A 21,586-nucleotide genomic window follows, 5' to 3' on the forward strand; every position below is an offset into this window, starting at 1 on the left:
TCTGATGCGGGCGTAGCTCAGGGGTAGAGCATAACCTTGCCAAGGTTAGGGTCGGGCGTTCGAATCGCCTCGCCCGCTCCAGATACCAACCTCCCTTAAATTTCTGGTTCTTTGTTATCTGCTGCGGCATTCTCGGGTCGCACGCAATCACGACGGAGATGCGCCATGCCAGAATACGTAATTCGCGCTCTGACAGCGGATGAGGTCCAGACGGCTGTTGATTGGGCCGGCCGCGAAGGTTGGAACCCTGGCCTTCACGACGCCGTGTGCTTCCGCAGCTCCGATCCCGAAGGATTCAAGGGCGGATTTCTGGATGGCAGGATGATCGCGTCTGCCTCGGCCGTGAATTACGACGACACCTATTCGTTCCTGGGCTTTTACATCGTCCTGCCGGAATATCGCGGATCGGGCTTCGGGCTGCAGGTTGCCGAGGCCGTCAAGGCGCATTGCGAACATCGGAACATGGGCATGGACGGGGTCGTCGAACAGCAGGACAATTACCGAAAGTTCGGGTTTAAGCTGGCTTATGACAACTACCGCTTTTCGGGCACAGCGGGTGAAATCCTCAACGCCCTGGGCTGTTCCGGCCACGGTCAGGTATCACTGATCGACACACTTTCGGAAGAGCTGAAGTCTTATGATCGGGGCCTGTTTCCTGCCCCGCGCGACACGTTCCTGCAGGCCTGGCTGGATGCACCCAATCACACCTCGCGAGTGTTTGAGGAAGGCGGCCGGATCAGAGGCTATGGAACGCTGCGCCGATGTTTGGCAGGGTACAAGATAGGGCCATTGTTTGCGGACACACCCGAGATCGCGCAGGCGCTTTTGGTGTCGCTGCTGATGACGCTTCCGGCTGACCAGATGGGTGCCGAGGTCTTTATCGACATGCCCAACCCCAACTCGCAGGCGATGGCGATGGCGCAACAACTGGGGTTGACCAAAGTGTTCGAAACCGGCCGCATGTATTCCAGCCACGCGCCGGAAATTGATCTGCACCGTATCTATGGGATCACGACGTTTGAGCTGGGGTAACGTTCAGAACGCCTTGAACGTCATCGTGGTCAGGGATCGTTCGATATTGGGAATCACCAGCAGGTTTTCGTTGATGAAGTGCCCCACATCCTCGGTTTCGGGGATATAGAGTTTCAGCAGCAGGTCGAATTCGCCGCTGGTCGAGTAAAGCTCGGAATGGATTTCGCGCAGGGCGATTTCTTCGGCGACCTTGTAGGTGGAACCGGGTTTACAGCGGATCTGGATGAAAACGCAGGTGGACATGGGGTTGACCCTGTTTGTTGAGTTGCGCGCAGGCTGGCATGGGCCGCGCCCGGGCGCAATCCCCTGCAACAGTTTGGCGCGCATGTGATGCTTGGTCTGGATATGCCCGGCGATCCCCGTCTATAAGCGCGCCTGTATCAAAAGGAATTCGCCCATGCGCAGCGCAAAGATCAGTCGTCAGACCGCCGAGACCGAGATCACGGTCGAGGTCAATCTGGACGGCACCGGCCAGTATGACAACCAGACCGGCGTTGGCTTCTTCGATCACATGCTGGACCAACTGGCGCGCCATTCGCTTATCGACATGACGATCCGCGCCAAGGGCGATTATCACATCGACGATCATCACACGGTCGAGGACACAGGCATCGCACTGGGTCAGGCGCTGACGCAGGCATTGGACGACAAGAAGGGTATCCGCCGCTATGGCGAGTGCCACCTGCCGATGGATGACGCTCAGGTGCGCTGTGCGCTGGATCTGTCGGGCCGTCCGTTCCTGATCTGGAACGTGGATTTGCCGACACCCAAGATCGGGACCTTCGACACCGAACTGGTGCGCGAGTTCTTTCAGGCGCTCAGCACCCATGGTGGCATCACCCTGCATATCGACCAGCTACACGGTTTCAATAGCCACCATATCGCCGAGGCGGCCTTCAAGGCGGTTGCCCGTGCCCTTCGGCTGGCGGTTGAGACCGATCCGCGCAAGGCCGATGCGATTCCGTCGACCAAAGGCGCATTGTAGATGCTGACTGCCATTATCGACTACGAAAGCGGCAATCTGCATTCCGCTGAAAAGGCGTTTCAGCGCATGGCGCGTGAACTGAATGCGGGTGAGGTCGTCGTGACCTCGGACGCAGATGTCGTCGCGCGGGCCGATCGGCTGGTTCTGCCCGGCGATGGTGCGTTTCCAGCCTGTGCGGCCGAACTGCGCGGCCATAAGGGTATTTATGACGCGATGGTCGAGGCGGTCGAACAAAAGGGCCGCCCTTTTCTGGGTATCTGCGTCGGTATGCAGCTGATGGCCTCGAAAGGCCATGAATACAGCGAAACCGATGGTTTGGATTGGATCGCGGGCGACGTGGTTCGGATCGAGCCGTCAGACCATGCGTTGAAAGTACCACATATGGGCTGGAACGATTTGGTTCTGGAGAGCCCGCACCCGGTGTTTGAAGGCGTGAAATCAGGCGATCACGCCTATTTCGTGCACTCCTATCATTTCCGGGTGACGGACCCGGCGCAACGGTTGGCCTATGTGGATTACGGTCAAGAGGTCACGGCCGTGATTGGCCGTGACACGATGGTCGGGATGCAGTTCCACCCCGAGAAAAGTCAGGATGTCGGCCTGCGTATGATCGGAAATTTTCTGATCTGGGCTCCGTGACGGCCTATTGCACGCGTGTCCAGGTTTGCCCACGGCAGATCAGGCCACCGGCAACGCAACCTTTCACGGTCAGCTGGTTCTGGCTGTCCAGCGTCATTTTCGAGTTGTAGGTCTTGTCGCGGTCCGGCGCCCAGATCTTGCCGTTGTCATAGGCCCCGCCCCCTTCCGGAACCATGTCCCAGATAATCTGTTTGCCCAAATTCTCGTAGTCCAGCTGCTCATCGCCGTTGGCGTCAAACGCCGTGTCGATTGTGCCGCAGACGGCACTTCCGCACGATCCGATGGAAACATGCAGATACCCGCCGGTGTCACCGGGCTGGGTTTTCCAGATGCCATCAACCGGATCGGCCGCATAAGCGCTGCTTGCCAAGGCGGCAAACCCTGCGGCCAGAACGAATTTCTTCATGATATCCTCCCTGTTTTGCAAGCAGTCTGGCGCGCCGGTCGCCGTCGGGCAAGATTGACTTTGCGTCGCGTTGCATCCCCTGCTCTGTGTGTGCGATATCCCGCGCGGATAACATTGATATAGGGCCGCCCGACATGATCCTCTACCCCGCCATCGACCTAAAAGACGGCCAGGCCGTGCGCCTGCTGCGCGGTGAAATGGACAAGGCCACGGTGTTCAACGAAGACCCTGCCGCGCAAGCCCGCGCCTTCGTCGAAGCGGGTTGCGAGTGGCTGCATCTGGTCGATCTGAATGGCGCCTTTGCAGGGGAACCCGTCAATGCCGCTCCGGTCGAGGCGATTTTGAAGGCCTGTGATGTGCCCGCCCAACTGGGTGGCGGCATCCGTGACATGGCAACAATCGAAACATGGCTCGACAAGGGGCTCGCGCGCGTCATTCTGGGCACTGTCGCCGTCGAGAACCCCGATCTGGTGCGTCAAGCGGCACAAGAGTTCCCCGGCCAAGTAGCCGTCGGTATTGACGCACGCAATGGCATGGTCGCCACCAAGGGCTGGGCCGAAGAAACCGATGTGCAGGTCACGGATCTTGCCCGAAGCTTCGAGGATGCGGGTGTTGCCGCGATCATCTACACCGACATCAACCGCGACGGAGCGATGCAGGGCCCCAATATCGAGGCCACAGCGGCGCTGGCCCGCGCCGTGTCGATCCCAGTCATCGCATCGGGCGGTGTCAGCTCGCTGGACGACCTGATCGCGTTGCGTGATTGCGGGGTCGAACTTAACGGCGCGATTTCCGGCCGGGCGCTCTATGACGGCGCGATCGATCTGAACGAGGCCATTCGCGCCCTGAGCTGACTACTGAGCGGCGACCGATGTCAGCTTGGCCAGCGCCCCGCGCATTTTCTCGATGACCGGGGATTTCTCGACCGCATCAAGTTCGTCCATGGTCTCTTTCGGGTCTTCATAGGCCAGCCAGACCTGCCCGTTTTCGTCCTCGTAGGCCTGCACTTTCAGCGGCAGAAACAGACCTGCGCGCGGGTCGGCCTGCATGGCAGGTGTGCCCAGCGCCGGATTGCCGAAGATCAGCACCTGATTTGCCGAGATGGTCATACCCACCTTCTCGGCGCCCGCTGCGTGATCGACACGCGCGAAAACCGTGGCGCCCGCATTGCCGACTGCGGCCTCGAGCGCGTCCATCGCCTCGGACACGGATTTGGCTGTCTCTACTTTGATGATATCGTCAGCCATCGCGGCGACAGCTCCTGTGAATATGAATGTGGTCGTCAAAAAGAGGTTACGCATCTCATTGATCTCCTGATGAATTAGGGACCAGTTTTCACAGGTTCGAGAGATGTGGCAATCACAAGTCTGGCATCGGCGGGGCTTTGCCGGTAGAGGTGCGCCAACAAAGGACATGCCATGCTCAAAACACGGATCATTCCCTGCCTTGATGTTGCCGATGGCCGCGTGGTTAAGGGCGTCAATTTCGTCGGCTTGCGTGACGCGGGCGACCCGGTGGAATCGGCCAAGGCCTATGATGCCGCCGGCGCGGACGAAATCTGCTTTCTGGATATTCACGCCACCCATGAAAACCGGGGCACCATGTTCGATGTGGTGCAGCGCACGGCGGAACAGTGTTTTGTTCCGCTGACGGTGGGCGGTGGTGTCCGCACCAGGGAAGATGTCCGCGCGCTGCTGCTGGCAGGTGCCGACAAGGTCAGTTTCAACTCGGCCGCCGTGGCGAATCCGGATGTTGTGGCCGAGGCCGCCGATCAGTTCGGCAGCCAGTGCATCGTGGTCGCCATCGATGCCAAAACCGTCAGCCCCGGCAAGTGGGAGATCTTTACCCACGGGGGGCGCAAACCAACCGGCATTGACGCGGTCGAGTTTGCAAGAACCGTGGTCGCCAAGGGCGCAGGGGAAATCCTGCTGACCTCGATGGATCGTGACGGCACCAAATCCGGGTTCAACCTGCCCCTGACCCGCGCGATCTCGGACGCGGTGGATGTACCGGTGATCGCATCGGGCGGGGTCGGCAATCTGGATCATCTGGTCGAAGGCGTGACCGAAGGCGGTGCCAGCGCGGTATTGGCGGCTTCGATCTTCCATTTCGGAGAATACACCATCCGCGAGGCCAAGGAACACATGGCCGCCGCAGGCATCCCGATGAGGCTGACATGAGCATTCTGCACGAACTGGCCGCAACCATCGAAGCGCGCAAGGGAACCGACCCCGAGTTGAGCTGGACCGCCAAACTGCTTGCCAAGGGCCCCGAAAAGTGTGCCGAAAAGTTCGGCGAAGAGGCCATCGAGGCCATCATCGAAGCCGTCAAGGGCGATCGGGCCAGACTGACGTCCGAGGCGGCGGATGCGCTGTATCACCTGCTGGTGATGCTGGCCGCCCGTGATGTGGCGCTAGATGACGTTCTGAACGAACTTGCCCGGCGTCAGGGCATCAGCGGCATTGCCGAAAAAGCGGCGCGCCCCAAGGGCTAAGCGTGGGTTTCGTGCGCTGCTCCTGCCCGCTATAGTGCTGTGTCAGGGTGCCACGGATCAGGGAACGCGCGCGATGATCAGAGCATTGTTGTTTGTGGCGACGCTTGCCATCCTGGCGGCCTGTTCTGCGCCGCCCCGTTCCACCGGGGACGAGGTTCAAAGGCTGGCAGCGGAAATCCAAAGCCTCGGACCCGATATCGACCCCGCAGAAGCGCAGCGCGCGGCGCGAGTCGCCTACAGCTACACCGCGCAGTTGGTCGAGGAATATGAGATCACCGACCCGCCGCTGATCCATAACGCAAAGGTCAATAAGGGCCTGCGTCCGCGCGGATTGTGCTGGCACTGGGCCGAAGACATTGAACGGCGCCTGAAGCAGGAAGAGTTCGAAACACTGACCCTGCACCGTGCCATCGCCAATGCCGACAACCCGTTCCGAATCGACCACTCGACCGCCATTATCAGCCGACGCGGAGAAACCATGTACGAAGGGATCGTACTGGACCCGTGGCGATATGGTGGAGTGCTGTACTGGGGACCTTTGGTCGAGGACACACGTTACGAGTGGGTCCCGCGCGATCAGGTTCTGGAAAAGCGGCGTCTGGAACAGGTTGCCCGGCTGAAAACGGCAGGCGGCGGCTGACGGTCACAGCTTTGAGGATATGATCCCGGTGGCAAACCCGCCCATGCGCAATTCCCCGAAAAGCCGCTGATATTCGATTTTCGGGCATCGGTTCATGACCACATCGACACCTCTGGCCTGCGCGACTGCCGCCGCGCCTTCATGTTCGACACCGATCTGCATCCAGACTGTCCTGAGCTTTGGAAAAGCCTGCAAAGCCTCGTCCACAATCGGTGGCACGGCTTCGGATCTGCGAAATATGTCCACCATGTCGACAGGTTCGGAAATATCCGACAGCGACGCATGAACGGTCTGACCGAACAATTGCTTCCCTGCATGCCCCGGATTGACCGGAATGACCCGGTATCCTTTCAGCGAAAGGTATCGCGCCACGTAATAACTGGGCCGCACCGGGTTCATCGACACCCCAACGACCGCCACAACTTTGGTGCGTTGCAGGATGCCTTTCAGGAACTCATCGGAATAATCTGCCATGAGGGCACCCTAATCGCTGCGTTCAAAAGAAAAAAGCGCCCAGGTCGGACCTGAGCGCCAGTTGTTGGAACGAGGGACAGTGAAATGACCCGCGGCAGTTCCGTTCCGCGGTCACTGTGACATTTAGGCATGAGTTCGGCAAAAAAAAGAGGGCGCGCGCATTTTTGTGATGACAGATCAAAAAAACGCGAAGTTTCGCCTGTCACTTGTACAGAACCGAGGGCCAGTGCTCCTCGGCCATGCGAATGTTCAGCGCCATGTCTTCCTGCCACACTTTCTCGATCGCGAGCGAATGCACCAAATAAAGCCTGCCATCCACGACCCTCCACGCCATTGGGTCGGTGCTGGACAGAAGACCCAGAGCCATAGCATAAGCGCAATATCCGCCGAACTGAGGCGCAAAGGCACGCGGATCACGCTCGAACCGCTCCTGGTTCTCGGCTGATGCGAAATGCCATTCAACGCCTTTCCACATCAACGAATGCTCGGCGTGGCCCAGCACCGGTGCGTCATCCACGAAATAGGACACGGGATCATAGCCCGCCATTGCGGCACCATCTGTGGCAAAATAGACCGGCGCATCCTGCGCCTGGACGGCAGGTGCGAACATGATAGCGGCCATAGCGCCAATGAAGAAACGTCGGGTCAGCATCGTCGGTCTGAGTTCTTAGAATTCGAGACCGTCAAAATGCAACTTTTTCAGCGCCATGAAACCCCCCTTGACGCGGTTGTGAACACCCGTGTCGCCGAAGAAACAAGTCAGTCGAAGATATCTTCGATCACATCCCAGGCTTCATCCAGCACGCGCGAGAATACACCTTTTTTCCGTTTCTTGTATTTGTATTTCGGCGTTCGAGCCTTGGATTTGGCAGGACGCACTTGCCTTTCTTCCGTCAGCTTTCGTTTGGGCAACATCTTGAGGTCGTGCAGGGGGGCGCCACAACTGGAACAGCTGAGCTCGTGACGTTGTTTTCCCTGCAGAACCAGCGCGGCACGCGTGCCGCAGTAACAGCAAGTGGCAATTTTCGACGGGCTGGGAATGACGCTCTCCTGTTATTTGTGCCTCGATGCATATAGGGCAATCGCAGCCGCATTTGAGACGTTGAGCGACCCGAAACCGCCCGCTGCGTCAATTTTCACCAGATGATCGACCGTTTCCTTGGTTTTCTGCCGCAAACCGGGGCCTTCGGCACCCAACACCAGTGCAACCGGCCGGTCCAGCTTGCCGGCCAACGTGGTTTCGATGGTCTGATCCGCCTCGCCGTCCAGCCCCAGCACCAGAAACCCCATATTCTGCAGCTCGACGATTGCGTCCGCCAGATTGCGCACCCGCAGATAGGGCTGGCGTTCGAGCGCGCCGCTGGCGGTTTTCGCCAGCGCTCCGGTTTCCGGCGCCGAATGGTGGCGTGTGCCGACAACGGCGCTTGCACCCAGCACCTCGGCCGAGCGCAGAATCGCCCCGACGTTGTGCGGATCGGTGACCCGGTCCAGCAGAATGACACGCGGGTGTTCACGACCGATGCAGTTTTCGGCCAGCCCACCCCAGTCCAGCGGCTTGACCTCAAGCGCCGCGCCCTGATGCACCGACCCCGGATCGATCGGCGCGGTGAACTTGCGTGGATCAACCAGCTCGGCTTCAATTCCTGCAAATTCAATGGCTTCCGCCAGCTTGGCCTGCGCGTTCAGGGTCACGATCAGACGCAATTTCTGACGCTTCGGGTTCATGAGCGCGTCACGGACGGCGTGCAGTCCGAACAACCAGACAGTCTCGGACGCGGCTGCTTTGCGCGCCTGTTCCTTTTCGACGACCCATTTGGGTTTCTTCATTTTAAGGGCCTCCGGGCCGGGAATTCGGTTTCCTGCGCCAAAGCGGAATTTTCCTGTTGACGCACCTTTAAGGCGCTAGTAATCACGCCTCCACGTCAGGTGCAACGCCTGACAGTGGGCGACAGGCCGCAAGGTGTGGCAGGGGACTGTAACTCCCTCGCGGAGACGCACGCCTGGTTCGATTCCAGGGTCGCCCACCACTTCTTCAAGCAACTGAAATTGAGAACTTTGTGTGTGGCACCCGTCCGGGCGCGGTTTGTCGGCGTTAACCGGCTATTAGCGGTGTCAGTCGTGCGACGGATTTCTGGAGGCCTGAATTTCCTGCGCACGTTCAGACCACGTCGATCGAATGTAGGCTAAGATATCCCAGATTTCATCGTCGGATATTACTTCTTCAAACCCGGGCATTCCACTTGCGAAGTCGCTGATATCGCGTGCCGCCAAAGCTTTTTCTCCACCCAATTGGGTGTATTCAAAAAGAAGAAGGTTGTCGTGATGCCAGGTGTGTCCCGTCTCATCATGGGGAGGCGCGGGCAAGACACCGTTTTCGTCTGGCGTTTGCCAATTCGGTTGTCCTTCGAGGTTGGCACCGTGACAGGACGCGCAATGTTCGGCGTAAAGGGCCTGACCGACAGCCAAATCGCGGCCATCCAGTTCGTGACCTGCGATCGCCCCGGTTGCAACGCTAAAGGCTGCGATGATCAGAACGCGTTTCATGCGACCTCGACCCAGGTTTTCATGCCCGCCGCCTGATGGCCCAGCATGTGACAGTGCATCAGCCATTTGCCGGGGTTGTCGAACACGCAAACGAAGTCTCGCGTTGCACCCGGATCAATCAGCGTTGTATCCCGGAATGCACCTAAATTACCGTCGGCTTCGACCTCGAAAAAGTGATGCCCGTGCAGATGGATACCATGTGGAAAGCGGGTATCGTTCACCAGTTGAATGCGGGCAGTCTGTCCGCGTTGGAAGCTGTGGAAAGGGGTGTCCGCAAGGCCGGACTGTCCGTTGAACGCCCAGATGCCCTCTTCCATCAGCCCCTGCATCATTCTTTGGCTCATGGCCCCGCCCTCCATGGTCAAGGTCAGGGAAACGGCATTGTCCAAATCGGGCTGCACCGTCTCGTTTGGCGGCAACGCGGATATCACTGATGGTTGTCGCGCCGTGTTCTCTCCCTCAACCGGGATTTCGCCCAGCAGGTAAGGATCATCCCGGGTCGGAAATACAAATGCGATTGTTTCCGCGGAAGTGACATCCGCTATGATATCAACCCGTTGGGCCGGCGCCAAAACCAGGTCAGAAACCTCTTGCGGATCGGAAAGCGGCATACCGTCCAGTGCAACAGTCTTGCCGTCAATGCCTTCAAGCTCAATCGGGAAAATCCTGTCAGTCGCGACGTTGATCAACCGCAAGCGCACACGGTCACCAAGACGAACAGACGCGTCCGGTTCGAAAAACACACGGGCATAGTTGCCAAGCCGACCCTGATGCGCCTGATCGTGCATGTTCTCAAAGCCATCGGCGAGCGTGCCGTCTTCGGTAATGCGCCAATCGTCAATCATGACGATCACGTCATGATCCACATCAGGCGGGGATTGTTCCTCGACGATCAGGGGGCCGTAAAGCCCCTTTGCAACCTGTTCCCAGGACCGGTTATGCGAGTGATACCAGAAGGTTCCGGCGTCCGGCGCGCGAAAGCGATAGGCGAACTCTGCACCCGCTTCGACAACGTCCTGTGTCAGGCCCGGCACACCGTCCATCGCATTGTCGGTCCGCAACCCGTGCCAATGAACCGCCGAGCCGTCGTCTATCTGATTGAGAAAACGGATGTCGAAAATCTCGCCCTGACGAACGCGAAGGACCGGTCCGGGCGTGCTGCCGTTGAAGCCAAGCATCGGCGTTGCCGGATCGCCTTCCGGCAGGATTTGCGCAGAGACTGGCTGTGCAATCAGGTCCAACGGAGCCGCCGCGATGACGACGCCGGGAACCAATGCCATTGCACTTGTCGTGATCAGGAATTCTCTTCGGTTCATCTTAAACCTCAATTCGGAAGGGTCAGGACGCTGGTAAGGGTAGCTGTTGCCGCGAACACGACCAGTATGATTGCAGTTTCTATTTCGATGGAGCGTGCCAGATGCCGCGCTGCGTCGCGATCACCTGCCTGCATGGCAGGAACAAACCGAAACTTGTTGGCGGCTGCCATCATAAGCACCAACGCCACCAGCCCCAGTTTAACGAGAAGCGCCTGCCCGTAGCCCGAAACAAAAAGGCTTCGAAGATCACCCAACAGAAGCCAGGACATCAGCAGGCCCGCCAAAATCAGCACAGGAACAAAGACCGAGGCGGCTTGCCCGAAACGATCCCCCAGCGCTGCTGCCTCGTCCAAGCGTTCGGGCTGTAACGACAAGCGCCGTAACGGTCCAAGAATGCCGATCCAGAACGCAAGGCAAAGCAGATGCAAAAGCAGCAGAAGCCTTACGCCGCTTTGCTCCAGGCCGGGTACATGCCCAATCTGTGCAAACGACCACAGCGCCAGCACACCGCCGCCAAGGGATATCCATTGACCGGCAAATGGCACGAACAACCCGACAAGGATCATGGCCGCGCCGACCAGTCGATAGATCAGAACATCACCGACCGGTGTTTGCCACAAAAGCCCCAGCATCTCGGGATCGCTCATCCCATCAGCGCCGCCGGTCAGGGCGGCCCCGCGCAGCATGAACCCAATGACAGACGCGACTATCGCAAGCCCAGCCAAGAACGCAGTATGGACGCGCATCCGGCCGCTCAGCGACGAGAGGAGATCAGCAAAGGCGGCGCGCATGATCACCAGCCCGCTGGATCCTGCAATGCCAACATACAGCAGGAGTTTTGACAGGATCGCGGCAATGCCCCAGACGCCCGGCATCCTCAGTCAACCGTAAAGGAAAATTCGCCCTGCATCGCATGGCCGTCCACGCCCAGACCGCGCCATTCTATGCGATAGGCGCCTGCCCCCATATCCTGAAGCGGGAGGGTGAAGAGACGATCAAAACTGGTCTGGTTCCCAATATCGAGCGGGACCGAATGAAGATCCTGATGGGTCATCTCCACTCGGGTCAGACGGATGTCGTCCGCAAAGTTGAAACTGATTTCAGACGGGACTTCCGCAATCGTCGCACCGTTTTCTGGCGTCGTCGTGTCCACGCGGGAATGCGCAAGCGCACCCGTGGCAAGCGTGGCAAGCAGAGCAAGGATCGTGATCGTCTTCATAGAGTGTTCCTCAGTTAATTCCGTTGGCCCGCTGGATTTCGCGGATATAGGCGACAACCATGGCAACGTCGCCACGGGTTAAGCCTTCGACCGGCGGCATATCTCCGAACGACCAGTGATGGCTTCTTACACCTGTCGCAACTGCGCGCTGAAAGGATTCGTCGGCGTGATGGCTGGGTTCATAGATAACATGGATCAGTGGCGGTCCGGCACCTTCAATTCCAACAGCATTGGTGCCGTGGCACGCGGCGCAAGCCTCGTCGAAGATGCGCTGACCAATGGCGGCTTTGCCCTCGATCGTGGGCATTTGAACGGCCACCAAGGCACCCCCTGCGGCAGGGGACGACGGAGTGGCAATTTCAGACGTACCGGGCCGCAGCATAATGGAGGCAGCAGCGACCGCCACGGCACACACACCGATAACGAGATATTTTCGGTTCATGGTTCTTCCTGACTTTATGAAACAGAATATTGACCGCGCTGAGCGGCGGCCAAGCAGAAACACCAGGCGCGTGCACCCGGCGTCGAAGTGCCGTTTCAGAAGTTAGGTGGTCTGTCAGGATGTTCCGGCTCACGCAGCGCCGAAAGTTCGCTTACCTGCCAATTCAATACCTGTTCGAACTGGTCTGGTGATGCATCCGACGTCTCGGAGGCAAGTAACATCAAGTTGCAGAGGAAAGGATTGCATCCATCATGGTCTGCGCCGTCCGTTTCGTGATGGCCGGTCGGCGACAAACGAACCAAGTGCGGAGATCGCTCCAAAAACTGAACTTCGTCACAATGTCCATCGTTGCAATGCAGCGGCATGTCATGGGCAACACTTGCGAACCCGGTCAATAAGACCAGAATTGCTGCCAGGACCACCGATATTATCCGCTGCAAAATCATTTCGGCGGAAACCTATTACGCAAATTGGAACAAAACAACACAGGAATAGAACTTGGCGCAGGCATACACGGGGGTCATCAATTGGCCTGTCTCGCCGACAAAGTGGTTGGTGGCAAATGGGAAACCAAAGCGGTTCTGTCACCCCACCGCGCGATCACGGTAGAATTTGCGCCGAAATGCCGCAAAAGGGGCAATTGCCAAACGTTTGCTCGTTGAGTTTGCGACATTTTCCCTATGCTTTCGGTCGCAGGGTCCGGCGCACGGGGATGCCTCCAGCGACGGTTTCGCCTCCAACAAATGTCTGTAAGACCGCCCGGTTGCCAGAATCGCGGTCTTGGGTGATCCTTCAAGAAATTGAAGGATCGCAATATGTTTAGATATCTAATATTTGCGCTCGGTATTTGCGCATCTACGACCTTGTTCGCACAAGAGGCATCTGATGACGCTGCTGCGACGGAAAACGCCTCGGCCACTTCGTCCGATCTTCTGACTGATGCTGAGTTGCAGACCCTGGTCGCTCCGGTCGCTCTTTATCCTGATACGCTGCTGATACAGATTTTGGTCGCGGCGACGCAGCCGTTGGAGATCGTGAAGGCCGAACGGTATTTGCTGGACAACGCCGACCGAGACGCCTCCGAGCTTGGTCCGGAAATTGAAGCCATGGGCTGGGATCCTTCGGTCAGTGTGTTGGCGACAGCGTTTCCCGAAGTCGTCGGTCAGATGGCCACCCATGTCGATTGGACCGAGACGGTGGGAACGGCCATGCTGGCGCAGTCCGATGATGTGCTGGATGCGGTTCAAGTCATGCGGGACCAGGCGATTGACAGCGGAGCGCTTGTGTCCGGGCCCGCGCAAACTGTCGAGGTGACGGAAGAAGACACGGTTGTCATTACACCGACAGAGCCGGAAACCGTATACGTCCCGCAGTATAACCCTGAGACCGTCTATACGGGACCGTCGGTGGGGGACGTTGCAGGCGCGGCCCTGCTGACATTTGGCACCGTCGCCCTGATCGACGAGATTTTTGACGACGACGACGATTGGTATGGCTATTGGGGGTGCCGGAACTGCGGTGGCTGGGGCGGTGGCCCGATTTACAGAAACCCGAACATCGACATTGACGTCGATGGAAACGTCAACATCGGCAACAACATTGATCTGGGCAACCGCACGGATATCGGATGGAAACCCGATCCTGGCCGTCAGCAGCAAGCCCGAGACAAAATCGCCAATCACAAAAGACCAGAAGGGGGTCGCGGCAATTTGCCGGTCAACCGCCCCGAGGGTCGCACGGATGAATTGCGGTCAAAACTGAGCCGCGAGTCCGGCGCCGCGGACATCAGCCGCGACCGTGCGGCGGCTGCCGTTGCGGCTGGCGCAGGTGCAGGGGCCGTGGCCGGTGGTGCTCTGGCAAATCGGAGCGGTGGGAAAAAACCGTTGCCGCAGATAAACCGGGGCAACGTCGACCGGGACAAGGCCGCTGCAAAACAACAGGCCGTTGATCGGACCAAACGACCCGATGCGGCGAAACGGCCTGTCGCACAAAAACCGCAGACAGCCAGAAAACCGCAGGCGAAGAAGGCCGCAACGGCGCAGCGCAAACCCAGTGCGTCCAGGGGGCAAGCGATGAAGAAAAAGGCGTCCGGAAGCAGAACTCACAGCGCGTCCAAGCGAGGGCACGCCGCCAAAGGCAAGCGGAGACGGTAAGATGCGTATATCGGTATTTTCAGTTGTTTTGCTCGCTGCGACCGCAGGCGTCGCGCTTTCTGACGGCGCCCGGTTTGATACTCCGCAAAGCGCGCTGGACGCGTTCGCAGATGCTCTGAAAGCAAATGATCAGAGTAAGTTGCTTGAAATTTTCGGACCTGAAGCCGAAGATTTGGTCGGATCGGGAGATCCGGCAGAAGACCAGCAAAGAAGGCAGGAAGTTCTTGGCATGTACGCCGAAGGGTACCGCTTTCAGCCCGAGGATGATGGGGTTGTTCTTCTGCTGGGTGAAGACAGTTGGCCTTTCCCGATTCCAATCCTGCGCGGGGAAGACGGCTGGCGTTTTGACCTGGAGGCCGGGATCGAAGAACTTTCGGCCCGGGAAATCGGCTTGAATGAGCTGGAAGTGATTGATTTGCTGGAGGCTTATGTCGACCTACAGGCGGCATTCCGGCTGGTGGATCACAACGGTGACGGCGTCATGGAATTTGCGCAGACGATCATTTCCGACCCGGGCGAGCAAAACGGACTTTTCTGGCCCGAAGACGACAGCTTTGTCGGCGCGGCACTTGCCCGAGCCGCCGCCTCGGGGTGGAGCGACGGTGAGACCGACTATGAGGCGGAACCATTCCTCGGCTATTACTTCACCATCCTTCACGAACAGGGGGCGAATGCGCCTGGCGGAGCCTACTCGTACTTTGTCGGGGATCGCTTCGTGGCCGGACATGCCTTGCTTGCAGTGCCTTCGGATTACGGAGAAACAGGCATCCATTCCTTCATGGTCGGTGAAAACGGTATCGTTTACGAGGCCGATTTCGGCCCCGAGACCCTCGATGCCACTGCCGATATCAACATCTACGATCCCGGCCCGGACTGGTCGCCGGTTGAGTAGCCGCCGATCTCCGGCGCACTTCCCGCCGCAGCAAAGCGATTGGTAAGTGATGGTCGCCCAAAGTGGGCGACCATGCCGACCGGATGGCGTCAAGCGACGAGCCTGCTCCAACTGGACCATATCGAATAAACGGGAAAGGATCGCGCACTTCAGCGCTGTCCCGCGAAACCAATGTATCGGTGCCTTCGTCCCGCCCGCCTTACTTGCAGATCGGCAACACCAATGGAGGTTGCTTGGGCAAAGAATCCCTCCATTGGTTTATGATGGGTTGGAGGCTGCGCTTGGGCCAGAACTTCGGAGCACCGATTGCCTGTAGACAGGCGGCGTTCCAGTAAACCCCCGCCCCAGATAACGATTTGCCCTTTTTGACCGCCTTTGCGACGGCGTTAATGTCTTTGCCTTCCGGATAGATGTAGAGGGTTGTCGGGTTCCCTTCCACCAGGGCCAGAATCTCTTTCGAGGCGGATTGCGACCATGTCGTGCACCCGTTGCTGCGGCCCCCGGTATAGTTCACGAGCCTTCCGTATGGGACATAGCCGTCATCATCCGCATGAGAGCTTTGCGGATTTTTGAACCGGCATTGCCACTTCAGGAAAACGGCAGGATGTCCGCCAATTGCGCGCTCCCGTGCGTTGCTCGTTTCGCCTTCGCCATCAAACAAAAGAAACGTCCGATAGAACGGTTTCGTCTGACCCGAATGACTGTAATAGCCTTTGAAGGATGTTCGTGTCTCGGCGGTCACGTAGGATCCGCCAGCGGTTAGTTTCGACCCCTCAGCGTTGCTGAAATTCTTCGCGCATTGCCGACCGTTCGAGAAATTGGCGCGCTGCAGTTTGCGCCCATTCCCGTAGCCGGACGAGACGGCCTGGAAAGATCTCCGAGACTCGCAGATGACATAAAACCGACGTCCCGGATTGCCGTTTCGCGCGGTACTGGGCCGGGTTGCATCCTTTGCAAGGTAGCAAGGATTTCTGACCACGCCCTGCCGCACTTTTTCCTGATACAAATCCCGCGCCCTTTTCAGGACGATCGGAGCTATTTGGCCATCGCCCGTGCCCACATGCTTTTGCAACCAAGCGGGGATATCCGATGACAACGCCTTAACTTGATCAGGCAGCGAACCTGCCGAGACGGCAATTGTCATGAATGTGATTGCAAGACGGAGCGATATCGGTTTCAACGGAAAACCTCCTGCCAGTATGTCCTCGTGACCAACCTACCACAATTTTAGCGTGCAGGGATGTCTGTCGAAGGAACGACGGAGGGCGCCTGTTGCCGCAAATCCCACTTTTTGCAATGAGAGGTCTCTTGGCAGTTCATTTTCCAAAACACTGAGGTTCATGCGTTGACGGCTGCTGATCTGGAAGTGCCCGTCTAGACTTAAGTGCCGATTTCGTGGTTATGGCTTCACAGGCTTCGGAAACCGCCTTGGGGGCGCGGCTTGGCGAAAAGGGCGACAGAGTGACTTTGAGGCTGACCAAACTGCCTTGCCGCAATTTGAATGACATTCGAACCTGGCAAGCAGTTCTCTGATTAACCGTACGTCCTGAAAGCCAGTCGTTTAGTTGAGACGGTTTGCGGTGGCACTTCTTGCCACGTCGACCACACGGTCATCTCCAGACTGAATACAGCTGACCGGAACTTCGCCTCCCAGCTCACTTTTGGGCGAGGTCATCCACAACGCGCATTGCCACGGGGTCATTTCAACGGGCAGCGCCTTCAAAACATCTTCCATCAACGGAAACGGAGTACCATCTTCGGCAAACTGAAAAGATGGATACGCGTCAATACCTTCATATGGAACGGAGAAAACCTTTCCGCTTCGCTTCCAGATGTCGCCAATCCGCGTGACCAGCCGCGAGCCTGTCTTCCACTGCGCGTGTACCGCGCCCATGTCGAGCAAAGAAAACTTCCGGGAAAACTCATCCTTGCGGATGTCGCTGACAATACAGAACTGTTCTTCGAATTTGGCCAAGTACATCTGACTACACACAACACTAACAAATTCACACACGACAACACTGCCAGAACATCGCCCTCGCGAAAGTAAAATAGTTCACTTTCAAAAGTGCGTACTGATCTAAAGCCGCGCGAAGAAAGTTAAGCCACTGTAATTATTTCAACTTTCAGGCAGATAAACCCTCAACCCGAAGACCAGAAAACCATATTGGCCTTTCCGTTTACCTGGCATGCGGGCAACAATTCCTGTGAGAGCAGCAAATTGATTACAGTTAAGGGTGAAATTACACGGATCGGAACCACTCAGGTGCTGTGGGCTACTTCCCGCCTGCGTCGGAAACCATTATCCCGATGGCAAACAGGGCAATGGCTCACCAGGGTCAGGATGTATTTTTTCCTGCGATGGGAGGTTCACGGTTCGAAAACCGAGCCGCGACATGAGCGACCTGAATTGGCTGACCATTGAGCAGATGGCTAAGCTCGCTCCTTATTTCCGGAAGTCACAGGGCAAGCCTCGGGTTGATGCCAAAAGCGTGTTTGCCGAGATTATCTTCATCAATGGCGGCGGTTTGGGATGGCGGGACGATCCGGAATCCGACGGTCTGCAAAAGACCCATTGCAGCCGGTGGAAGCATTGGAACAAGACGGTGTTTTCGCCCGGAGGATGGCCGTTCTTGCCGCCGAGAACAGCAAAGAGAAGGCCGTCAAGATCGATAGGAACAGGCGAGCATCATGCGTTCAGCTGAGCCTGCGCAAGTATCTCAGGTCACTCCGCGCCGCGACGAGCATGGTCGCGCAATAAAGGTTAGTCGCCGGATCGGGAGAACCAAAGGAGGCTTGAATACCAAGCTTGATGCCATTTGCGACAGCCATAGGCGCCCGCTCAACCTGTTCGTTGCCGACGGGGCAGATCAGCGATCAAATCGGTGCTCGGGTCCTGATCAGTTGCCCACCAAATGTGGACCGTCTGCTCGGAGATCGCCACCACGACGACGACAGGTTCCGAGATATGTTGAAAGACACAGGTATATCCACTGGCCTCCATTTTTTATCATGCAGGGAATTGTCGCGACAGGTAACGGTAAAAATCCCATATGGTTCCTTCATAGTCGCTTGGCGCGAGATGGCCGGACGGCGCGTGGCGCGAACTGAGCGCCGATTGCATTTTCTCCAGCTTCTCGCGATCCTCGCGATTTACCTCGTGCCATAACTTGATGCGTTCTTCCAACTCATCCTGGGTCAGCTCGTCGCCATAGGTCGACATCGTCCATCGCACCCGGATGCAATCCACGGACAGAGGCTTGATGGACAAAGAAACAAGCAATGTCGCGGCCTGGCTGGCCACCTGAGCGGGGAATACATTGAACAAGGTTGAGCGGCGGCGTTCGTCGTCGCTCAGACCTGGCGCGCCCATGCCACGGGATTCGGCGCTTGATGGGTAGTTGGCACAATAAGCCGTGAACGTGTCGTCGGATAAGGCCTTTCGGCTTAAACCCGTCGGCGTGTAGGGATGCAGCGTTTCCGGATGCACGACCGACAGGTGGTACGCTTCCATGAAATTCTCGACAAGGCACTTCCAGTTCGTGTGCCAGTCTTCTTCAAACGTTGCAACATGGCGCATCCTGTCCGTCTGATAGTTGCCAAGCAGAACTTCCAGTTGCTCAAGGCGCGGCGCCAGCGGCTCTGCATCATCGTCCAGATTGACATAGATAAAGCCGTTCCACTGCTCACAGCGAAATTCCGGTAAGGCGCAACTGCCCTTTTTGACGCCTTTGTCACGCATACGCGGCGCGTTCAAAAGCTCACCGTCTCGCGCATAGCTCCAGGCATGGTAGCTGCAGACAAACTTACGGGTTGAACCAGACCCTTCGGCAATCGGCATGCCCCGATGGCGGCACAGGTTCGACAAGATTCTGACTTGCTCGTCATCCCCGCGAACGACCAGCAGGGGTTCGTCGAAAAGCTGCGCTGTAAAGTAGTCCCCGGCACTTGGGATTTCGTCGGCACGGCCAAGGCAATGCCACTCCTTGCTCAGGAATGTTTTCACCTCGAAATCAAAGAACTCGGGGTCCGTGTAAAACCATCCGGGCAAGCACTGCGCTTGCGACTCTGGCAGGGCCGCGACCTGATGGAGCATTCCCACCATCTCAGCAACCCGCTGCTTTCGAACCATTTGCATTTTACTGCGCGGCCTCCTGTCCGAAGACGCGGTTGAACCCGGCCGTCTTCTCAGCCAGATACTGCGTGAAGTCGTAGATCGGTCGTTCGAGGTAAGAGAGATGTCCGGCCCGCGCCGCGCCGGAGTTCAGACCCTTGAACACTTTTTCCGTACAGCCGCGGTCTTCGTCATTCACGTCATCCAGCAGCTTCTTCAGTGTCGCGATATATTCATCCGCCTTCGGGTCCGCCATGAATTCGGGTGACAAACCGCCGCCATAGACAATCGAGACCTGGCCCGTGCCTTTCGGGTGCAGCGAAAGATACCAGAAGTATCCCGGCGTCAGAGTGATCAGGTGACTTGGGTAAAGCGTCAGCAGAGCGGTGGTCTTGCGCCAATCGCCCTCAAGGCGCGTGTTGTTCGGATGGGCGTTGCCCATCGGCAGCGACGCCTCTTTGGTGATCCAGTGATAATTGAAGTGCTTCAGCCCAGGCGGGCAATCCATCTCCTCCAGTTTGGAATGTCCACCAACCGTCTGGGCGTGACACACAGGCAGGTGGTAGCTCTCCATGAAGTTTTCGGCCAGAACCTTCCAGTTCGTGTCCCAGACATGGGTCTCGCGGAAGCACTCGACATAGTTCTCCATGCCGTACTGGGACACCATCTCTTCCAGTTCGGACAGTTGCTGGGCCACCGGGGCTGAATCCGGGTTCAGGGTCACGTAAATCCAGCCCAGCCATTCCTCGCAGCGGATTTTGGGGAGCTTGTAGCTTTCTTTGCAAAAACCCGTCGTCTCTTTCATGAACGGTGCGCCGCGCAGGTTGCCTTCCAGATCGTAGGTCCAGGCATGATACGGGCAGACCAGAACGCGGGCGTTCCCTTCGCCTTCCACGATCGTCGACATGCGGTGCAGACAGACATTCGAAAACGCTTTCAGCTCTTTGGACTTGTCCCGAAGCACGACGATGGGTTGTTCCGCGACTTCAAGGGTTATGTAGTCACCGGGATTTGCCAGTCGGCTGGAACGTCCAACGCAGACCCAGTCCTTGCCAAAAACGTTGTCCAACTCACTGCGCAGGAAATCCTGACTTGTGTAGACAGAAGGAGGCATGGCAACCGCGTCTTCCATCGGCCGATGAGCGGCATTCAACAATTCAGTAACTGCCTGGTCTAACGACATAGGTGGCTCCTCAATCATGCGGTGACCCCGATTTGCAGGCCAAGACAGCCTGTCATCCTCGGACGATTTCATGTTGCACTCGAACTGAAAAATATAAAAACTTAAAAAAGATGGCCTTTAAGAAGGTAAAATATGGTTCGCTTCACTTTGCGCCAATGCACCTATTTTCGAACCGTCGCCGAATACGGCGGCATTGCACAGGCCGCGCGTGTGCTGAACATTTCGCAGCCTTCGGTCGCGCAGGCGATACAAAAGCTTGAAGATGTCACCGGGTTGGTCCTGTTCAATCGCCACCATGCTCGGGGCTTGTCGCTCACGCTTCAGGGGCGCCTGTTTCTGGAACATGTCAAGGAACTTGAAGCGCAGGCTGAACGTGTCGGCACTCAGGCAAAGGCACTGCTTTCGGAAACGGCGGGCGAACTTCGGCTGGGCGCATTTCGGACCCTTTCACCCTTTTTCCTTCCGACGCTCATTCGAAAATTTCAAAACACCTATCCGGATGTCCAGGTGTTTCAACAAGAGTATGGTCTGGCTGAACTTGGCGATGCGCTGCGAAACGGAGAGATTGATCTGGCTCTGACATACGACCGGGGCTGGTCACTGGATGGGCTGGAGATCGTCAGACTGGCCGCTTTGCAGCCGAAAGTTATTATTTCTTCAAATCATCCGCTGGCACAAAATGAAGAGGTTCGATTATCTGACTTGCGCGATATTCCATATGTCATGTTCGACGGGCCAGGCAGTCGGACCTATTTCGAAGATTTGCTGAGAGAGGCGGCCCTCTATCCAGACATAGCCTATGCGTCGAATTCTCTTGAAACCGTGCGCAGCGCCGTAGCTGAGGAGTTCGGATTTTCGTTTTTGATAATGCTGCCCGAGTCGACGACGACATATAGCGGAGGCACGATAAAAGCGCTGCAGTTGGTCGAAACCCTGCGCCCCCTAAACGTTGTACTTGCGTATCACAGAGATCTTCAGAGCAAGTTCATCATGGGTTTTAAGGCACTTGCGAGTGAGCACTTTGGTGGCCGTTCTGAGGACCAAACTGAATGA

The 21,586-nt window shown here is 57.5% G+C and carries 26 protein-coding genes, 2 tRNA genes and 2 pseudogenes; 13 read left to right on the forward strand and 17 right to left on the reverse strand.

The window, feature by feature from the left end:
* Positions 1–6: 6 nt before the first annotated feature.
* Positions 7–81 (forward strand) — tRNA-Gly (locus ACR0J2_RS08080).
* A gap of 84 nt (positions 82–165) precedes the next feature.
* Entirely contained in the window at positions 166–1,032 is an 867-nt protein-coding gene (locus ACR0J2_RS08085) for a GNAT family N-acetyltransferase (RefSeq protein ID WP_480812238.1), read from the forward strand.
* A 3-nt stretch (positions 1,033–1,035) separates the two neighbouring features.
* On the opposite strand, the gene ACR0J2_RS08090 is transcribed toward ACR0J2_RS08085, so the two are convergent.
* Positions 1,036–1,275 carry an Lrp/AsnC ligand binding domain-containing protein gene (locus tag ACR0J2_RS08090; RefSeq protein WP_058280212.1) on the reverse strand — a complete coding sequence of 80 codons (240 nt, stop codon included), beginning with the start codon at positions 1,273–1,275 and terminating at the stop codon, positions 1,036–1,038.
* A 154-nt stretch (positions 1,276–1,429) separates the two neighbouring features.
* Here ACR0J2_RS08090 and hisB point away from each other — a divergent pair, with 154 nt between their 5' ends.
* Positions 1,430–2,017: an imidazoleglycerol-phosphate dehydratase HisB gene (gene hisB, locus ACR0J2_RS08095; protein WP_480812239.1), complete on the forward strand. Its 588-nt coding sequence runs from the start codon at positions 1,430–1,432 to the stop codon at positions 2,015–2,017.
* Positions 2,018–2,656, forward strand: a complete 639-nt coding sequence (gene hisH / locus ACR0J2_RS08100) for an imidazole glycerol phosphate synthase subunit HisH (protein WP_480812240.1) — start codon at positions 2,018–2,020, stop codon at positions 2,654–2,656. It begins immediately after the preceding gene.
* A gap of 4 nt (positions 2,657–2,660) precedes the next feature.
* Here the strand turns inward: hisH and ACR0J2_RS08105 are convergent, their stop codons facing one another.
* Complete coding sequence (locus ACR0J2_RS08105; protein WP_170615181.1) at positions 2,661–3,062, reverse strand: DUF2147 domain-containing protein; 402 nt, start codon at positions 3,060–3,062, stop codon at positions 2,661–2,663.
* Positions 3,063–3,196: 134 nt separating this feature from the next.
* On the opposite strand from ACR0J2_RS08105, the gene hisA reads away from it, so the two are divergent.
* Complete coding sequence (gene hisA, locus ACR0J2_RS08110) at positions 3,197–3,916, forward strand: 1-(5-phosphoribosyl)-5-[(5-phosphoribosylamino)methylideneamino]imidazole-4-carboxamide isomerase (RefSeq protein WP_480812241.1); 720 nt, start codon at positions 3,197–3,199, stop codon at positions 3,914–3,916.
* Here the strand turns inward: hisA and ACR0J2_RS08115 are convergent, their stop codons facing one another.
* A complete protein-coding gene (locus ACR0J2_RS08115) occupies positions 3,917–4,363 on the reverse strand; it encodes a DUF302 domain-containing protein (protein ID WP_480812242.1) in 447 nt (148 codons plus the stop codon).
* 117 nt (positions 4,364–4,480) lie between these two features.
* Here ACR0J2_RS08115 and hisF point away from each other — a divergent pair, with 117 nt between their 5' ends.
* From hisF to ACR0J2_RS08130, 3 genes are all read left to right on the forward strand, one after another.
* Positions 4,481–5,242, forward strand: coding sequence for an imidazole glycerol phosphate synthase subunit HisF (gene hisF, locus ACR0J2_RS08120; RefSeq protein ID WP_170615177.1), 762 nt, complete (start codon positions 4,481–4,483; stop codon positions 5,240–5,242).
* Entirely contained in the window at positions 5,239–5,556 is a 318-nt protein-coding gene (locus ACR0J2_RS08125) for a phosphoribosyl-ATP diphosphatase (protein ID WP_480812243.1), read from the forward strand. Before hisF ends, ACR0J2_RS08125 begins: the two co-directional genes overlap by 4 nt.
* A gap of 73 nt (positions 5,557–5,629) precedes the next feature.
* Positions 5,630–6,196 carry a hypothetical protein gene (locus tag ACR0J2_RS08130; protein ID WP_480812244.1) on the forward strand — a complete coding sequence of 189 codons (567 nt, stop codon included), beginning with the start codon at positions 5,630–5,632 and terminating at the stop codon, positions 6,194–6,196.
* A gap of 3 nt (positions 6,197–6,199) precedes the next feature.
* Here ACR0J2_RS08130 and ACR0J2_RS08135 read toward each other — a convergent pair whose 3' ends face one another.
* From ACR0J2_RS08135 to rlmB, 4 genes are all read right to left on the reverse strand, one after another.
* Entirely contained in the window at positions 6,200–6,670 is a 471-nt protein-coding gene (locus ACR0J2_RS08135; protein WP_480812245.1) for a CoA-binding protein, read from the reverse strand.
* Between the two features lie 202 nt (positions 6,671–6,872).
* The gene (locus ACR0J2_RS08140) at positions 6,873–7,322 is read right to left on the reverse strand and encodes a YHS domain-containing (seleno)protein (protein WP_170615169.1); all 450 of its coding nucleotides are present in this window, start codon (positions 7,320–7,322) and stop codon (positions 6,873–6,875) included.
* Between the two features lie 107 nt (positions 7,323–7,429).
* Entirely contained in the window at positions 7,430–7,711 is a 282-nt protein-coding gene (locus ACR0J2_RS08145) for a hypothetical protein (RefSeq protein WP_170615442.1), read from the reverse strand.
* Positions 7,712–7,723: 12 nt separating this feature from the next.
* A complete protein-coding gene (rlmB, locus tag ACR0J2_RS08150) occupies positions 7,724–8,497 on the reverse strand; it encodes a 23S rRNA (guanosine(2251)-2'-O)-methyltransferase RlmB (RefSeq protein WP_170677986.1) in 774 nt (257 codons plus the stop codon).
* Between the two features lie 116 nt (positions 8,498–8,613).
* Here rlmB and ACR0J2_RS08155 point away from each other — a divergent pair.
* Positions 8,614–8,697: transfer RNA gene (locus ACR0J2_RS08155), tRNA-Tyr, on the forward strand.
* A gap of 85 nt (positions 8,698–8,782) precedes the next feature.
* On the opposite strand, the gene ACR0J2_RS08160 is transcribed toward ACR0J2_RS08155, so the two are convergent.
* The 6 genes from ACR0J2_RS08160 to ACR0J2_RS08185 form a co-directional block, all read right to left on the reverse strand.
* Positions 8,783–9,214, reverse strand: a complete 432-nt coding sequence (locus ACR0J2_RS08160; RefSeq protein WP_480812246.1) for a c-type cytochrome — start codon at positions 9,212–9,214, stop codon at positions 8,783–8,785.
* Entirely contained in the window at positions 9,211–10,530 is a 1,320-nt protein-coding gene (locus tag ACR0J2_RS08165; RefSeq protein ID WP_480812247.1) for a multicopper oxidase family protein, read from the reverse strand. Before ACR0J2_RS08165 ends, ACR0J2_RS08160 begins: the two co-directional genes overlap by 4 nt.
* Positions 10,531–10,538: 8 nt before the next feature.
* Positions 10,539–11,405: a copper resistance D family protein gene (locus ACR0J2_RS08170; RefSeq protein ID WP_480812248.1), complete on the reverse strand. Its 867-nt coding sequence runs from the start codon at positions 11,403–11,405 to the stop codon at positions 10,539–10,541.
* Between the two features lie 2 nt (positions 11,406–11,407).
* Positions 11,408–11,749: a copper resistance CopC family protein gene (locus ACR0J2_RS08175; RefSeq protein WP_480812249.1), complete on the reverse strand. Its 342-nt coding sequence runs from the start codon at positions 11,747–11,749 to the stop codon at positions 11,408–11,410.
* A 10-nt stretch (positions 11,750–11,759) separates the two neighbouring features.
* Positions 11,760–12,191 carry a c-type cytochrome gene (locus ACR0J2_RS08180; protein ID WP_170806626.1) on the reverse strand — a complete coding sequence of 144 codons (432 nt, stop codon included), beginning with the start codon at positions 12,189–12,191 and terminating at the stop codon, positions 11,760–11,762.
* 95 nt (positions 12,192–12,286) lie between these two features.
* Complete coding sequence (locus ACR0J2_RS08185) at positions 12,287–12,637, reverse strand: hypothetical protein (protein ID WP_480812250.1); 351 nt, start codon at positions 12,635–12,637, stop codon at positions 12,287–12,289.
* A 369-nt stretch (positions 12,638–13,006) separates the two neighbouring features.
* On the opposite strand from ACR0J2_RS08185, the gene ACR0J2_RS08190 reads away from it, so the two are divergent.
* Both ACR0J2_RS08190 and ACR0J2_RS08195 read left to right on the forward strand, forming a co-directional pair.
* Positions 13,007–14,344, forward strand: a complete 1,338-nt coding sequence (locus ACR0J2_RS08190; protein ID WP_170615154.1) for a DUF3300 domain-containing protein — start codon at positions 13,007–13,009, stop codon at positions 14,342–14,344.
* A gap of 1 nt (position 14,345) precedes the next feature.
* Positions 14,346–15,236, forward strand: coding sequence for a DUF2950 family protein (locus tag ACR0J2_RS08195; RefSeq protein WP_480812251.1), 891 nt, complete (start codon positions 14,346–14,348; stop codon positions 15,234–15,236).
* A 199-nt stretch (positions 15,237–15,435) separates the two neighbouring features.
* Here ACR0J2_RS08195 and ACR0J2_RS08200 read toward each other — a convergent pair whose 3' ends face one another.
* Together ACR0J2_RS08200 and ACR0J2_RS08205 are read right to left on the reverse strand one after the other, a co-directional pair.
* The gene (locus tag ACR0J2_RS08200) at positions 15,436–16,380 is read right to left on the reverse strand and encodes a hypothetical protein (RefSeq protein ID WP_480812252.1); all 945 of its coding nucleotides are present in this window, start codon (positions 16,378–16,380) and stop codon (positions 15,436–15,438) included.
* Between the two features lie 417 nt (positions 16,381–16,797).
* A complete protein-coding gene (locus ACR0J2_RS08205; protein ID WP_480812253.1) occupies positions 16,798–17,217 on the reverse strand; it encodes a hypothetical protein in 420 nt (139 codons plus the stop codon).
* Positions 17,218–17,632: 415 nt separating this feature from the next.
* Here ACR0J2_RS08205 and ACR0J2_RS08210 point away from each other — a divergent pair.
* Positions 17,633–18,405: pseudogene (locus tag ACR0J2_RS08210) on the forward strand (transposase).
* On the opposite strand, the pseudogene ACR0J2_RS08215 reads toward ACR0J2_RS08210, so the two are convergent.
* Positions 18,319–19,374 (reverse strand): annotated as a pseudogene (locus ACR0J2_RS08215) (aromatic ring-hydroxylating oxygenase subunit alpha); the annotation flags it as partial. The pseudogenes ACR0J2_RS08210 and ACR0J2_RS08215 sit on opposite strands and share 87 nt — an antisense overlap.
* Before the next feature lies 1 nt (position 19,375).
* On the reverse strand, positions 19,376–20,533 hold the full coding sequence (locus tag ACR0J2_RS08220) for an aromatic ring-hydroxylating oxygenase subunit alpha (protein WP_480812254.1): 1,158 nt from the start codon (positions 20,531–20,533) through the stop codon (positions 19,376–19,378).
* A gap of 132 nt (positions 20,534–20,665) precedes the next feature.
* Between ACR0J2_RS08220 and ACR0J2_RS08225 the strand changes: the two genes are divergently transcribed.
* A complete protein-coding gene (locus ACR0J2_RS08225; protein WP_480812255.1) occupies positions 20,666–21,586 on the forward strand; it encodes a LysR substrate-binding domain-containing protein in 921 nt (306 codons plus the stop codon).

Source organism: Ruegeria sp. CG4 (genome assembly GCF_056537185.1).